17 protein-coding genes are annotated in these 13,536 nt (G+C 74.2%); 11 read left to right on the top strand and 6 right to left on the bottom strand.

Annotated features, from left to right (window positions below; genetic code table 11):
• The first annotated feature begins 7 nt into the window (after positions 1 to 7).
• Positions 8 to 184 (top strand): hypothetical protein, encoded by a 177-nt coding sequence (locus tag ACGFMK_RS29320; protein WP_392769776.1) that lies wholly within the window; start codon positions 8 to 10, stop codon positions 182 to 184.
• Positions 185 to 245: 61 nt separating this feature from the next.
• On the opposite strand, the gene ACGFMK_RS29315 is transcribed toward ACGFMK_RS29320, so the two are convergent.
• The 4 genes from ACGFMK_RS29315 to ACGFMK_RS29300 form a co-directional block, all read right to left on the bottom strand.
• On the bottom strand, positions 246 to 956 hold the full coding sequence (locus ACGFMK_RS29315; RefSeq protein ID WP_392769773.1) for a VOC family protein: 711 nt from the start codon (positions 954 to 956) through the stop codon (positions 246 to 248).
• Positions 957 to 1,035: 79 nt separating this feature from the next.
• The gene (locus ACGFMK_RS29310; protein ID WP_392769771.1) at positions 1,036 to 1,500 is read right to left on the bottom strand and encodes a DUF664 domain-containing protein; all 465 of its coding nucleotides are present in this window, start codon (positions 1,498 to 1,500) and stop codon (positions 1,036 to 1,038) included.
• Complete coding sequence (locus ACGFMK_RS29305; protein WP_392769769.1) at positions 1,497 to 1,874, bottom strand: heme-binding protein; 378 nt, start codon at positions 1,872 to 1,874, stop codon at positions 1,497 to 1,499. The genes ACGFMK_RS29310 and ACGFMK_RS29305 overlap by 4 nt, the downstream gene beginning before the upstream one ends.
• On the bottom strand, positions 1,871 to 2,614 hold the full coding sequence (locus ACGFMK_RS29300) for an SDR family oxidoreductase (protein ID WP_392769767.1): 744 nt from the start codon (positions 2,612 to 2,614) through the stop codon (positions 1,871 to 1,873). Before ACGFMK_RS29300 ends, ACGFMK_RS29305 begins: the two co-directional genes overlap by 4 nt.
• An 87-nt stretch (positions 2,615 to 2,701) precedes the next feature.
• Here ACGFMK_RS29300 and ACGFMK_RS29295 point away from each other — a divergent pair, with 87 nt between their 5' ends.
• The 8 genes from ACGFMK_RS29295 (at position 2,702) to ACGFMK_RS29260 (ending at position 10,784) form a co-directional block, all read left to right on the top strand.
• Entirely contained in the window at positions 2,702 to 3,079 is a 378-nt protein-coding gene (locus tag ACGFMK_RS29295; RefSeq protein WP_392769764.1) for a winged helix-turn-helix transcriptional regulator, read from the top strand.
• Positions 3,080 to 3,121: 42 nt separating this feature from the next.
• Entirely contained in the window at positions 3,122 to 5,554 is a 2,433-nt protein-coding gene (locus tag ACGFMK_RS29290; RefSeq protein ID WP_392769761.1) for a tetratricopeptide repeat protein, read from the top strand.
• A 697-nt stretch (positions 5,555 to 6,251) separates the two neighbouring features.
• The gene (locus tag ACGFMK_RS29285) at positions 6,252 to 6,419 is read left to right on the top strand and encodes a hypothetical protein (protein WP_323331595.1); all 168 of its coding nucleotides are present in this window, start codon (positions 6,252 to 6,254) and stop codon (positions 6,417 to 6,419) included.
• Between the two features lie 67 nt (positions 6,420 to 6,486).
• Positions 6,487 to 6,993, top strand: a complete 507-nt coding sequence (locus tag ACGFMK_RS29280) for a MauE/DoxX family redox-associated membrane protein (protein WP_392769758.1) — start codon at positions 6,487 to 6,489, stop codon at positions 6,991 to 6,993.
• Positions 6,993 to 7,496 (top strand): TlpA disulfide reductase family protein, encoded by a 504-nt coding sequence (locus ACGFMK_RS29275; RefSeq protein WP_392769756.1) that lies wholly within the window; start codon positions 6,993 to 6,995, stop codon positions 7,494 to 7,496. The genes ACGFMK_RS29280 and ACGFMK_RS29275 overlap by 1 nt, the downstream gene beginning before the upstream one ends.
• Positions 7,493 to 9,322 (top strand): ABC transporter ATP-binding protein, encoded by a 1,830-nt coding sequence (locus ACGFMK_RS29270; protein ID WP_392769753.1) that lies wholly within the window; start codon positions 7,493 to 7,495, stop codon positions 9,320 to 9,322. Before ACGFMK_RS29275 ends, ACGFMK_RS29270 begins: the two co-directional genes overlap by 4 nt.
• Positions 9,319 to 9,750: a S26 family signal peptidase gene (locus ACGFMK_RS29265; RefSeq protein WP_392769751.1), complete on the top strand. Its 432-nt coding sequence runs from the start codon at positions 9,319 to 9,321 to the stop codon at positions 9,748 to 9,750. Before ACGFMK_RS29270 ends, ACGFMK_RS29265 begins: the two co-directional genes overlap by 4 nt.
• Positions 9,751 to 9,797: 47 nt before the next feature.
• On the top strand, positions 9,798 to 10,784 hold the full coding sequence (locus ACGFMK_RS29260; RefSeq protein WP_392769748.1) for a MerR family transcriptional regulator: 987 nt from the start codon (positions 9,798 to 9,800) through the stop codon (positions 10,782 to 10,784).
• 54 nt (positions 10,785 to 10,838) lie between these two features.
• Here the strand turns inward: ACGFMK_RS29260 and ACGFMK_RS29255 are convergent, their stop codons facing one another.
• Entirely contained in the window at positions 10,839 to 11,276 is a 438-nt protein-coding gene (locus ACGFMK_RS29255; RefSeq protein WP_392769746.1) for an Hsp20/alpha crystallin family protein, read from the bottom strand.
• A 106-nt stretch (positions 11,277 to 11,382) separates the two neighbouring features.
• On the opposite strand from ACGFMK_RS29255, the gene ACGFMK_RS29250 reads away from it, so the two are divergent.
• Complete coding sequence (locus ACGFMK_RS29250; protein WP_392769895.1) at positions 11,383 to 11,991, top strand: HSP18 transcriptional regulator; 609 nt, start codon at positions 11,383 to 11,385, stop codon at positions 11,989 to 11,991.
• Positions 11,992 to 12,041: 50 nt separating this feature from the next.
• Positions 12,042 to 12,452 carry a VOC family protein gene (locus tag ACGFMK_RS29245; protein ID WP_392769744.1) on the top strand — a complete coding sequence of 137 codons (411 nt, stop codon included), beginning with the start codon at positions 12,042 to 12,044 and terminating at the stop codon, positions 12,450 to 12,452.
• Positions 12,453 to 12,462: 10 nt separating this feature from the next.
• Here the strand turns inward: ACGFMK_RS29245 and ACGFMK_RS29240 are convergent, their stop codons facing one another.
• Positions 12,463 to 13,407: an LLM class F420-dependent oxidoreductase gene (locus ACGFMK_RS29240; protein WP_392769741.1), complete on the bottom strand. Its 945-nt coding sequence runs from the start codon at positions 13,405 to 13,407 to the stop codon at positions 12,463 to 12,465.
• Between the last annotated feature and the right edge of the window lie 129 nt (positions 13,408 to 13,536).

Below are 13,536 nucleotides of genomic sequence, written 5' to 3'. Positions count from 1 at the left end.
GTCCGGCATGACTTCCCAAGAAGAGCGCCGCCCGGGTGACACCGGTATGTCCGAAGAAGACGAATCCGCCGAGCACCGGACCCTGGACCGGGGCCTCGCCCCGCCATCGGTGGAACCCGAGATCACCTCGACCGAGCCGCTCGACCGGGGGCTCGCCCCGCCCGACGAGGACCCGGTCGAGTAGGGATTCTCTTGTGGTGCACCGCAACGGCACCACGGGCACGTCCGGAGCGACGCGGTGGCGGTCACCCCGGCTGGGGTGACCGCACGCAGAACTCGTTGCCGTCCGGATCCGTCAGGACGACGGTGCCGTCTTCGCGGGCGTCGAGGCGAGCAGCGCCGAGGGCGATCAGCTCGTCGACCACTGCCCGCTGGTCGCCGTCCGCCGGGAGCAGCTCGAAGCGCGGCCGGTTCGGCTCCACGGGCGCACTATCCCACGTGTCCCATGCGACTTTCGTGCCGCCGCGCGGTGACTGGATGGCGGTCTGCTCGCCCCGGTCCCACACCAGGGGCCAGCCCAGCGCCCTGCTCCAGAACAGGCCGGCCTGCCGGGTGCCGGCGCAGGTGAGCTCGCCCAGCGGGCCGCACCCGGCGAGGTAGCCGTTGCCGGGCGCGATCACGCAGAACTCGTAGCCCGCCGGGTCCGCCAGGACGACGTGTCCCTCCTCGGGCCGCTGCCCGACGTCGACGTGGCGGCCGCCGAGCCTGACCGCCGTGGCCACCGTGTGCCGCTGGTCGTCGAGGTCGGCGCTGGTCAGGTGCAGGTGCATCCGGTTCGCGCCGAGCCGGCCCGCGCGGCCCGGGACGAACCGCAGGCCGAGCTGGGTGTCCCCGCCCGGTAACAGCACACCGCCGTCATCCTCGACGACCTCCCGGCCGAGCAGGCCGGCCCAGAAGCGTGCCGGCCCGGCCGGGTCGTCCGCCTCGAAGGTCACCGCCAGCAGTCGCGAACGCATCATCGGAACATAGACACCGCCCCGGTGGGCGGCAAGGCGATATCGAACGGGCGGAAAAGCGCTCGGCGGGCCTGAGCGGCTATCCGCGCTGGGCCAGCAAGAGGTCCCGGGTCAGTTCGAGGTGCCCGCGGTGCTGGGCGAGCTCTTCGTAGACGTGCAGCAGCGCCATGCCCTGGTTCGCGCCGATCGGGGTGTCGCGGTACTTCGGCGGGGCGTCCCGGCGGCACGGATCCGGCGGGACGGCCGCCGCCACGTCGTCCGCGAACCGGTCGCGGACGGCGTGCAGCCGCTCGAGCAGTGCGGAAACCGTTCCGGTGGCGGTGAACTCCGCCGCACGGTCGCGCGGCACGTCGCGGCCGCCGACGATCTGGCCGCCCCAGAAGGACATCACGCCGAGGCAGTGGTTGACGATCCCGTACGGCGAATTGGCGCCCGGCAGGTCCGGGCGCCGGTTCGCCAGGTCGTCGCCGAGGCCGGTGAGCACGGCGGCCATGCCGTCCAGCGCGCGGTCGACGAAGTGCAGGTACCCCTCCGCGGTGATCACGCGGGGGAGCGTACCGCCGGGTGGCCCAGCACCTCCGCGACAGCCGCTTCGACGACGGCAAGGTCCTGCTCGCCGGTACCGCCGCTCGCGCCGATGCCCCCGGTGACCACGCCGTCCTCGACGATCGGCAGGCCGCCCCGGCCGAGCATCACCCGGCCGCCGGTGGCCACGCTGATCGACGTCGTGAACTGGACCCGGCCGTCGAACACCGCGGCGACCTCGGCCGACGGGCGCGCGAACGGGGTGCCGTCCGCCTGCGCGAACGCCACCAGCGCGCCGCCGGTGTCGACCACGGCGATCGCCATCGGCACCGGCGCTTCCGCGCGGGCCGCTTGCACCAGCGCCAGCGCGACTTCGAGGCGCACTCCGGTCATGACGCGCTCCTCGTCAGGCCGCCGTCGACGTAGGTGGTCGTGCCCGTCACGTACGAGGCCCGCGGCGAGGCCAGGAACGCGGCGACGTCGGCGAACTCCCGGACGCTTCCCCAGCGCCGCAACGGAATCTCCGCGGCCAGGTGCGGCGGCACCCCGTCCGGGTACACGACGTCCCGGCGCGGGGTGGCGATGCGTCCCGGCGCCAGGGTGTTGACGGTGATCCCGTCCGGTCCCAGCTCGGCCGCCAGCGTCTTCAGGTACCCGTGGATCCCGGGCCGGACCGCGTTGGAGGCGGCCATCCGCGGGGTGGGCTCCCGGACCCCGTTCGTGGTGATCGCCAGGATCCGGCCGCTCGGACTGCGCCGCAGGTGCCCGACACCCGCCTGGACCAGGCGGACGAGCGGGAGCAGCACCAGTTCGGCGGCCTCGACGACGAGCTCGGCCGTCAAGCCGAGTGCGTTGACCGGACGCGGGCCGCCGCTGTTCCACAGCACTATGTCCAGCCCGCCGAACCGCGCCACGGTCTCCGCGACCACGCGCGCGGGTTCGTCCGGCCGGCTCAGGTCCGCCGGGACCGCGTGCGCGCCGAGCCTCGCGGCGTGCCCGGCGAGGACGTCGACGCGTCTCGCGGTCATGACGACGTTGGCGCCCTCCGCCGCCAGGACCTCCGCGACGCCCAGGCCCATTCCGGACGACGAGCCGCTGACGAGGGCGGTCTTGCCCGTCAGTTCCAGGTTCACGGCGCTTCTCCTTCGACCCGCTCCCTCATGCGGGCGAAGGTATCTTCGGGAGGTCGGTATCTTCAACGAAACCCGGAGGAACCAGGCATGGGCACAGCTCACGACCTGCTCGCCGCCCGGTGCCCGAGCCGGGACGTGCTCAACCGGGTCGGCGCGCGCTGGGTGCCGACCGTGCTCACCGCCCTGGAGCCCGGGCCGATGCGGTTCACCGAGCTCAAGAAGGTCGTCGAGGGCGTGACCGCCAAGGCGCTGACCGAAACGCTGCGGGCCCTGGAGTGCGACGGGATCGTCGACCGGGTCGAGACCCCGTCGGTGACACCGCCGAAAGTGGACTACTCGCTGACGCCGCTCGGGCGTTCGCTGCTCGAAGCGCTGGACCCGGTGCGGGACTGGGCCGAGCGGCACGCCGGCGACATCGCCGAGGCGCGCCGCCGGTATTCGCAGTCGGCGGTTCACCCTCGGTAATCCCGTGGTCGTCGCGGCGGATCGCGGCCACCATAGGGCGGCATGGCGTTCACCGAACCACCTGATCCCGGCCACGCCCGCACGCTGGCCGAGCTCATCACCCGGTTGCGGCTGCTCAAGGCGTGGGCGGGCGGCCCGTCGTACGCCCAGATCGCCGACGGCGTGAACCGGCTCTGGACGGCGGCCGGGCGCCCGCCCGCCGAGCGGACCGCCCGCACGACCGTCGCCGACTGCTTCAACACCGGCCGCGCGCGGCCCAACACCGATCTGCTGCTGGCCGTCGTCGAGGTGCTGAACCCGGACCCGGGTTACGTCGCGCACTGGCAGGACATGCTGCGGGTGGTCCGCAGCCGCGCGGAGGCGGCGACCTTCGTGCAGGCGCAGCTCGGCCTGCCCGAAGCGATCCCGCACTTCACCGGGCGCCGGGCGGAGCTCGCGCGGCTGTGCGCGGCGCTCGGCGACGCCGCGGGCGGGCAGGCGTCGGCGATCGCGGGCATGGCCGGGGTCGGCAAGACCGGGCTGGCCGTGCACGCCGGCCACGAGCTGATGCGCGCCGGCCGGTTCGACAACGCGCTCTTCGTCAACCTGCGCGGCTTCCACCCGGATCCCGGGCAGCCGCCGGTGGATCCGGCCGCGGTGCTCGACTCCTTCCTGCGGCTGCTCGGGGTACCCGGGCACGCCGTGCCCGCCGACCTGCCGGGCAAGGAGCGGGTGTACCGGGAGCGCTCGGCCGGGCGGCGCCTGCTGGTCGTGCTCGACAACGCGCACAGCGAGGACCAAGTCCGGCCGCTGCTGCCCGACGAGCGGGGCGGGCCGGTGCTCGTCACCAGCCGGCTGGTGCTGGACGGGCTGGCCGGTGCGACGCACCTGCGGCTGGACGTGCTGAGCCCGGACGAGGCGCTGGCCTACCTGCGCCTGACCGTCGGCTCGGAGCGGGTCGAGAAGGAGCCCGGCGTGGCCCGGCGGATCACCGCCGAGCTCGGCCGGCTGCCGCTCACGCTGAACCTGGCCGCGTTGCGGATGACCGCGCCCGCCCACCGGTCGTGGCTGCTGGCCGACCACCTGGAGCGGCTCGAGCAGCGGCGGGCGCACCTGCGCCTGGACGACGCCGTGGACGCGTCGATCAGCCTGTCCTACGACCACCTCGGCGAGCCGGAACGGCGGGCCCTGCGGCTGCTCGCGCTGGCTCCGGGCGCGGACCTGGACGTCCACGGCATCGCCGCGCTCACCGGCACCGGCCTGGCGGAGGCGACCCGGACCGCGGACCGGCTCGTCGCGGCGAGCCTGGTGCGGCGCCGCGAGGCGGACCGGTTCGAGCTCCACGACCTCATCCGCGCGTTCGGGATGGCGCGGGCCGAGGACGAGGACGTCTCCTCCGGCCGGCGGGCCGCGTTGGCGCGGCTGCTCGACTACTACGCGTTCGCCTCCGCCACCGCGATGGACCAGTACGCGCCGCGCGTGCGGGACCACCGGCCGCGCGTGCCCGACCCCGGCCTGCCGATCCCGCCGCTGACCGACCGCGGGTCGGCGGCGGCGTGGCTGGAAGCCGAACGGGCCAACCTGGTCAGCGCCGGGCTGCACGGGGTGGCGTCGGGCCACGCGGGACTGCTGTCGCGGATCCTGTTCCGGTACCTGCAGACCGGCGGTTACATCCGGGAGGCGCTGGCGCTGCACACGAGCGCGATGGAGTCGGCGGACCCGGTCGCCCGCGGGCACGCGCTGGTGAGCCTCGGTGCCACCCACAGCCAGGTCGGCCGCTACGACGTCGCGAGGCGGTTCGCCGAACAGGCGCTGGACTGCTTCCGCGGCGCCGAAGACCGGTCCGGCGAGTGCCGGGCGCTCGGCACGCTGGGCGCGATCGCCTCCTGGAACGCCGACTTCGCGCGCTCGGCGGGCTTCCTGCGGGGAGCGCTGAGCCTGGCCCGCGAGATCGGTGCCCGGGCGGGCGAACGCACCGCGCTCACCAACCTCGGTTACGTCTACGGCCGGCTGGGCCGGTACGCCGAGGCGCTGGAGAGCCACACGAAGGCGCTCGCCATCGACCAGCAGACCGGCGACCTGAGCGACATGGGCCGCACCCTGCTCAACATCGGCGACACGCACCTGCGCACCGGCCGGCACGAGGAGGCGTGCGGCTTCTTCCACCGCGCGACGGCCATCGCCGAGCAGGCGGCCGACCGGGACCTGCACCTGGAAGCGTTGCTGTGCCTCGCGGACGTGTCCCTGGAACTCGGCCGCCCCGCCCACGCCCGGACGGCGCACGAGTCCGCGCTCGCGATGGCAGCCGACCTCGGCATCCTGCACCAGGCCGCCCGCGCGCACCTCGGCCTGGCCCGGGCCCTGACGGCGATGAGCGACCCGGCGCAAGCCCGGCACCACTGGCTGACGGCCCGCGAGCACCACCGCGAGCTGGGCCTGCCGGACCCGGAGGACCTCACCGCGGACACCGGCCGCCCGGTCACAGCCGGCGGCTGAGGCCGCGACGACGACCTCCCGCCGCGGCTCACCTCGACGACCCTCCCGGCCCACCGCCACCGCCCGCCCCACCGACCCCCAACCCGCCCCGGCCGGACGCCACACGTACCCGACTGGACGACACACGTACCCGCCTGGACGACACGTGTACTCGGCCGACCGACATGCCCGGCCTGGCCGGACGACACGGTGCCTGGCCGGGGCGACTCGCATACCCGACTGGACGACTCGCGTACCTGGTTGGACGACTCGCGTACCTGGTTGGACGACACGCGTACCTGGCTGGACGACACGCGTGCTCGGCCGACCGACATGCCCGCCCTGCCGGACGACAGGGGTGCCTGGCCGGGGCGACTCGCGTACCCGACTGGACGACTCGCGTACCTGGTTGGACGACTCGCGTACTCGGCTGGACGACACGCGGGAACCTCGGTCGGGGCGTCGTGTCGTCCACCTGGGTGCGCGTGTCGTCCGGCCAGGTACGCGTGTCGTCCGCGGGGGTACGGCGAGGGGCGTGGGCCGGTCGGGTGGCTGGGCGTCGGTGGTGACCACCAGGGCGGTGAGGCCGGGTGGGCGTCCGGGTTCGTCCGGGATTGCTGCCGTCAGGGGGCAGCGGCGGCGATGCTCGCGGCCGGTGCGGGACGGCCGGAAGCGGCTCCGCACCTGGCCGGACATCCACTCCTCGAAGGGAGACACCATGCGGCGCCTCGTTGACCGCGTGCTCGACCGGATCGTGCCCAACGCGCAGGCCTCCGCCTGCGCGGGCGGCTACTTCTGCAACAGCGCGGGCCACCCCGGGTACTGGTACCGGTTCTGCTGCCCGCAGACCGGCTGCGAATGGTCCAAGGTCCGCAGCACCTGCTGACCCGGTCCCGGACGCACCGGGCGGTGCCCGCGACAAGCGGGCACCGCCCGGCGAGGGAAGGAGTGACATGGAGTACCTCCGTGCGGCCTGCGCGGCGCTGGTCGCCGTGGTGTTCGCCGTCTCTTCGGTGTCGAAGCTCCGGGACTTCCGCGGGTTCGCCCGGTCGGTGCCCGCGCTGGTGCCGATGCCCGCGTACGCGGTCCTGCCCGTGTCGGTGGCCGTCGTGGGCGCCGAAGCGGGCGCCGCGGTGCTCGTGGTCGTGCCGGCCACCGCCACCGCGGGCTTTCTCCTCGCTTCGCTGCTGCTACTGGCTTTCGCCGCCGCCATCGGCACCGCGCTGCGTCGCGGGCGGCCCGCGGCGTGCCGCTGCTTCGGCGCGGCCGACACCCCGGTCGGCCCGCGCCACCTGGCCCGCAACACCCTGCTGCTCTGCTTCGCCGTCCTCGGTGCGCTCGCGCCGGGGGGCCTGCCCTCCGTCGCCGGGGCCGCCGTCGCGGTCGCGGCGGGCGGGGTGGCAGCCGTACTCGTCATCGCGATGGACGACATCGCCGTCGTGTTCGCAAGGAGTTCCTGATGCCCGTCGTCGTCGCCGCCCTGGTGCTGGTCGGCCTGGTGTGCCTGCTGAACCTGTTCCTGACCGTCGGGATCCTGCGCCGGATGCGCGCGCAGGCCACCGCGGGGTCCGGGTCGCTCTTCGCGCTGCGGCCCGGTTCGGCCGTCGGCGAGTTCGCCGCCACCACGACCGAAGGCGAGACCGTCACCGCCGCGGCGCTGGAGGGCACGGTCGCGTTCTTCTCCGCCGACTGCCCGGCCTGCCACGACACCCTCCCGGACTTCCTCGCCTACGCCCGCGAACAGGGCCGTGACCGCGTCCTGGCCGTCGTCGGCGGGGACGACGCCGACACCGTGCGCGCGCTCGCCGAGGTCGCGCGGGTGGTGCCGGCGGAGCTGGACGGCGGCCCGGTCGCCGCCGCGTTCCGCAACACCTGGACACCCGCGCTGTACGTCGTGGCCGGCGGGCGGGTGGTCGCGACCGCGGGCCGGGTGCACGAGCTGACCGTGCCCGCCGGCCGGTGACGGTGCGCGAGCCGGACCGGCGGATCGGCGCGGGCCAGGTGCGGGCGGCGGGCGCGGCCGCCGCCGCGCTGCTGTGGCGGTCCGGCCCGGCGCGGCTGACCGGGCTGCTGGTCATGACGGCGGCCGCGGCCACGGCGCCGATCGCCACCGCCTGGCTGACCAAGCTCGTCCTCGACCGGCTCGTCTCGCGCACCGGCGCGGTCGGCGGCCTCGCCGTGGCGCTGGCGTTCGCCGGGCTCGCCGTCGCCGCGCTGCCCGTGGTGGCCCACTTCGTCCGCGCGCAGATCGGCCGCGCGGCGAGCACCGTGGCCACCGACGGGCTGTTCGCCGCGCTGGGCCGCCAGGTCGGGTTGCGCACCTTCGAAAACCCCGCCTACCAGGACCGGTTGCGGCTGGCCCAGGAGAGCTGCGGCCGGATGCCGGAGATCGTCGACGGCGTCGGCGGCACGCTCAGCGGGTCACTTTCGCTGGTCGGGTTCCTCGGGTCGCTGTTCGTGCTGAGCCCGGCGATGACCGGCGTGGTGCTGGCCGCCGCGATCCCCGCGCTGCTCGCCGAGCTCCTGCTGGCCCGGCGCCGCGCCGCGGTGGAATGGCGCGTCGAGCGGTTCGCCCGGCGCGAGTTCTTCTACAGCCAGCTGCTCACCGGCATCCCCGCCGCGACCGAGATCCGGCTGTTCGGCATCGGGGCGTTCCTGCGCGCCCGGCTGATGGACGAGCGCCGCAGCGCCAACGAAGCCCAGCGCCGCATGGACGAACGCGAGCTGCGGACCATGGGCGGCTTGACGGCGCTGAGCGCGGCGGTCGCCGGTGCGGGGCTGTGGTGGGCGATCACGTCGGCGCGTGACGGGTCGCTGAGCGCCGGCGACGTGTCGATGTTCGTGGCCGCCGTCGCCGGAGTGCAGGCCGCGCTGGGCACGCTGGCGTCGTCGATCGCCAACGGCCAGGCCCGGCTGCTGTCGTTCGCGCACTACGTCGCCGTGGTCCGCGCGGAACCCGACCTGCCGAGCGGTTCCGGGAACGCGGCACCCGCGTTGCGGCAGGGGCTCGAGCTGCGCGACGTGTGGTTCCGGTACAGCGACGACCACCCGTGGGTGCTGCGCGGGGTGGACCTCACCATCCCGCACGGCGCGGCGGTCGCCCTCGTCGGGCTCAACGGCGCGGGCAAGAGCACGCTCGTGAAGCTGTTGTGCCGCATGTACGACCCGACGCGCGGGCGGATCCTCTGGGACGGCGTCGACCTGCGCGACATCCCGCCCGCCTTGCTGCGCGAGCGGATCAGCGCCGTGTTCCAGGACCACATGAACTACGACATGACCGCGGCCGAGAACATCGGGCTCGGCGAGCCGGCCGCGATGAACGACCGCGCCCGGCTGGTGGACGCCGCGACGCGGGCGGGCGCGCACGACCGGATCGCCGCTCTGCCACGGGGTTACGACACGCCGCTCACCCGGATCTTCGAGATCGGCACCGACACCGAGGACGCGGCGACCGGGGTGGTGCTTTCCGGCGGGCAGTGGCAGCGCCTGGCGCTGGCCCGCTCGCTCGTCCGGGAGGGACGCGACCTGATGATCCTCGACGAGCCGAGCTCCGGTCTCGACCCGGAGGCCGAACACGAGGTGCACGCGCGCATCCGCGAGCACCGGCGCGGCCGCACGAGCCTGCTCATCTCCCACCGGCTGAGCGCGGTGCGCGACGCCGACCGCATCGCCGTGCTCGAGGACGGCCGGGTCGGCGAGCTGGGCACGCACGACAGCCTGCTCGCCGACGGCCGCGGCTACGCCCGCCTGTTCCGCCTGCAGGCCGACGGTTACCAGGCCGTGCCGTGAAGGTGCTGGTGCTCCTGGGACTGCTGGCGGCGGGCGGCGCCGTCGCCGCGCGCCGGGGGCTGATCCTGACCACAGTGGACGGTGCGAGCATGGCCCCGGAACTGGCGTCCGGCGACCGGGTCCTGGTGCGCCGGACCCGCCGCCCGCGGCGCGGCCAGGTGGCGCTGCTGCGCTACCCGCGGTTGCCGAGCGGAGCGCCGACGGGGGAGCAGCTGCTGCTCAAGCGCGTGGTGGCGGTGGCGGGCGACCGCGTCCCGGCGGACTGGGCCGACCCGGACGTCCACGGCCTCGCGGGCGCGGTGGTCCCGCCGGGCTGCACGGTCGTCCTGGGCGACAACCGGCCGACCAGCTGGGATTCCCGGCACTACGGGTTCGTGCCGCGGGACCGGCTCGTCGGCGTGGTGCTGCGGCAGGTCTCCCGTCCGTGACGGAAGGCCTTGACTCTCAAGCCACTTGAGACCCCATAGTGGCGAGCGTGAACGAGCTCTACTCCATCGGCGACGCCGCCCGCCGCACCGGGCTGAGCGTCAGCGCGATCAGGTTCTACGCGGACGAGGGCGTCGTCGCGCCGACCGGCCTGACCGAGGGCGGCTTCCGGCAGTACGACGTGCACGCCATCGCCCGGCTCGAACTCGTGCGGACCCTGCGCGACCTGGGCGCCGGCCTGGACGAGATCCGCCGCGTGCTGGCCGCGGAGACCACCCTGCGGGACCTGGCCGTCACGCACCTGCGGCTGGTCGAGGACCGGCTGCGGCAGTTCCGGGCCCGCCGCGCCGTGCTGCGGGTCATCGTCCGGCAGCACACCACCACGGAGCAGGTGAGCCTGATGCACAAGCTCGTCTCGATGTCCGACGACGACCGCGAGCGCCTGATCAGCGAGTTCTGGGCCTTCGTGACCGACGGGCTGGACGTCCACCCCGCGTACGTCGAGCAGCTGGGCAAGCGGCGGCCGAGCCTGCCCGAGGAGCCGACCGGCGAGCAGCTCGAGGCGTGGATCGAACTGGCCGAACTGGTGCGGGACGAGGAGTTCCGGACGGCGTTGCGTGACTTCCTGCACCGCACCTTCACCACCGAGAAGGGCAGGCTGATGGCCACGCCGGAGATGCTGGCCCGCGCCGAGCGCCGGGCGGAACTGTTCAAGGAGGCGGAGACGGCGCAGCGGGCCGGGGTGCCCGCGGATTCCCCGCGGGCCAAGGACATCGCCGAGCGCATGGTCGCCGACACGGCCGATTTCGCCGCCGCCATGACCGGGCAGCACGACGCCGGCAAGGCCCGGCGCAGTATGGTCGATTTCGACCAGGACCGGGCCGCCGAGGTGCGGAGCCGGATGCCCGGGCTGGCGCTGCTGACCCGGTACCACGCCCTGGTGGCGACGATCAACGGCACACCCCGCCCGGACCCGGGCCGGGCGGCGGTGGTCCAGGAGTGGCTGGCCGCCGCGCTGCGCCCGGACGCCCCGTGACGGCCCCGTGCCGGACCGGCTCGGGGTGACCGGTCCGGCACGGGGAAGTGTCGGTCAGGCGCGGATTTCCTTGCGGTCGCCTGCGGTGCCGCCGATCTCGATGCGGCGGGGCTTGGCCTTCTCGGCGATCGGGATGCGCAGGGTCAGCACGCCGGCTTCGTAGTCGGCGGCGATGCGCTCGGTGTCGAGGGTGTCGCCGAGGAACAGCTGGCGGGAGAACACGCCCAGCGGCCGTTCGGAGACCTGCATCTGGACGTCGTCACCGCCGGGCTGCGGCCGTCGTTCGGCCTTGACGGTGAGGACGTTGCGCTCGACGTCGAGCTCGATGGCGTCCGGCGAGACGCCGGGCAGGTCGAAGCAGACGACGAACTCGTCGCCGGCGCGGTAGGCGTCCATCGGCATCGCGGCGGGCTTGGACCAGGTGCCGGGACCGCCGAAGACCTGCTGGGCGAAGCGGTCGAACTCGCGGAACGGGTCGGTGCGCATCAACATGGGTTCCACCTCCTGGGGTCGTGAGTGCTGGTGTCAACACGCCCCCTTGTTCTAACATGTCATCGAAACGATGACAAGAGGTACGTCGTCGAAGGGATGACGAATGGTGGACGGTGACCCGGCCCGGGTGGTGCAGGGCGTGCAGAAGGCGGTGACCGCGGCCCGCCGTGGTGACGTGCCGCCGGAGGAGCTGCTGGCGGCGCTGGCCGCGCTGCGGTCGGTGCGGGAGCAGCTCGCCGGGTGGGAGCCGGAGCTGATCGCGGCGGCGCGGGCCGGCGGCGCGAGCTGGGCGGTGCTGGCGCCGGCGCTGGGCGTGGCGAGCCGGCAGGCGGCGGAGCGGCGGTTCCTGCGGCTGCGGCCGTCGGTGACCGGGGAGGCGACGGGTGAGGCGCGGGTCGACGCCGAACGTGACCGGCGTGCGGGCGATCGCGCGGTCGCGGACTGGGCGCGGCGCAACGCGGGGGTGCTGCGGCAGCTGGCGGGTCAGGTCAGCGCCCTGGACGACTTGGACGCGGCGGGCCGCGAAAGCGCCGACCGGCTCGGGGCGGCCCTGGGCGAGGACGACGTCACGAGCCTGCTGTCGCCGCTGGCGGCGGTGCGGGGTCACCTGGAGCGTGACCACGCGGGCCTGGCCGGCCGGCTCGGTGACATCGGCGACGAGACGGCGCGGCTGCGCCGGGACGCCGCCGGTCACCGTCGCGGTCACACCACCTGAACACCGGCCGAGGTCGCCGGGGAGGGCCGCCCGCGGCTAGCGTGACCGGCATGGACCTCACCATCCACACGACCGTGCTCCCGCACGACGACCCCGACGCCTCGCTGGCGTTCTACCGCGACGTCCTCGGCTTCGAGGTCCGCAGCGACGTCGGGCGGGGCGCGATGCGCTGGATCGCCGTCGGCCCGCCCGGGCAGCCCGGGACGTCCATCCTCCTGGCGCCCCCGGCCGCCGACCCCGGTGTCACCGAGGACGAGCGCCGCACCATCGCCGAGATGATGGCGAAGGGCACCTACGGCTGGATCATGCTCGCCACCCCCGACCTCGACGCCACCTTCGGCAAGGTGCAGGCCGCGGGCGCCGAGGTCGTCCAGGAGCCGATCGAGCAGCCCTACGGCGTCCGCGACAGCGCGTTCCGCGATCCCGCCGGCAACCTGGTCCGCATCCAGGAAGTGCGCTGAGCGCACCTCCTCAGGTGGTGATGAACTCGCGGGCGAACGTCCGCAGCGTGCCGGGGTCGAGCGCGTCGTGGAAGCCGACGATCAGCTCGTCCACCCCCGCTTCGCGGTAGCCCTCCAGGCGCTCGCGGATCGTGTCCACGGTGCCGATCAGGCCGTACTCGGCCAGCTCGCCCGGGAACACCAGCGGCGCCCAGGGCGGGATCGCCGCGCGGGCCTCCTCGTCGGTGCCGGCGATGATGCAGTAGCTCGTCGACGTCTTGGTGATCGTCGAGTAGTCGCGGCCCACCTCCTCGCAGTGGCGCGCCAGGATCCCGTACTTGCGGCGCACCTCGCCGGGGGACTCCTGCACGTTGCACAGGTCGCCGTAGCGGGCGACCAGCCGCAGCGTCACCTTCTCGCCGCCGCCGGCGATCATCACCGGCGGGTGCGGCCGTTGCACCCCGGTCGGCTGGTTCACCGCGCCGTCGGTGCCGTAGTACCGGCCCTCGAAGGTGACCGGGTTCCCGGTCCACAGCGCGGTGATGATCCGCAGGGCCTCTTCCAGGCGCCGCAGGCGTTCGCCCGCGCCGGGGAAGTCGTAGCCGAAGGCGTGGTACTCGTCTTCGTACCAGCCGGCGCCGATGCCGAAGGTCAGCCGCCCGCCGGAGACGACGTCGAGGGTGGAGGCCATCTTGGCCAACAGAGCGGGGTTGCGGTAGCCGTTGCCGGTGACCAGCTGACCGAGCCGGGCGGTGCCGGTCTCGCGGGCCAGCGCGGCCAGGGTGGTCCAGGCTTCGAACACGTACGAACCCGACGGGCCGAACGGGATGAAGTGGTCCGGGGCCCAGATGGTGGCGAACCCGGTCTCGTCGGCGGCCTTGGCCAGTTCGACGACCTTGCCGAACGCGGCGATCGGGTCGGTGTGGCCGGCGAACTCGTGGGTCGTGCCGGTGGGCAGGTAGTAGCTGAGCTTCATGACCGGTCAGACCGCCGGCCGCCCGGAAAGGAATCGGTGCGGAAAAGATCTTCGAAAAAACTTCGGCCGCGCTGTCGGATCGGGCCGGGGGTCTTCGTAGCAGGGGTGAGGCCGCCCGCACGGGGCGGC

Origin of the sequence: Amycolatopsis sp. NPDC049252, from assembly GCF_043197175.1 — a bacterium.
In the GTDB taxonomy this organism is placed as follows: Bacteria; Actinomycetota; Actinomycetes; order Mycobacteriales; family Pseudonocardiaceae; genus Amycolatopsis.
This window is presented reverse-complemented; position numbering and strand designations above follow the sequence as displayed.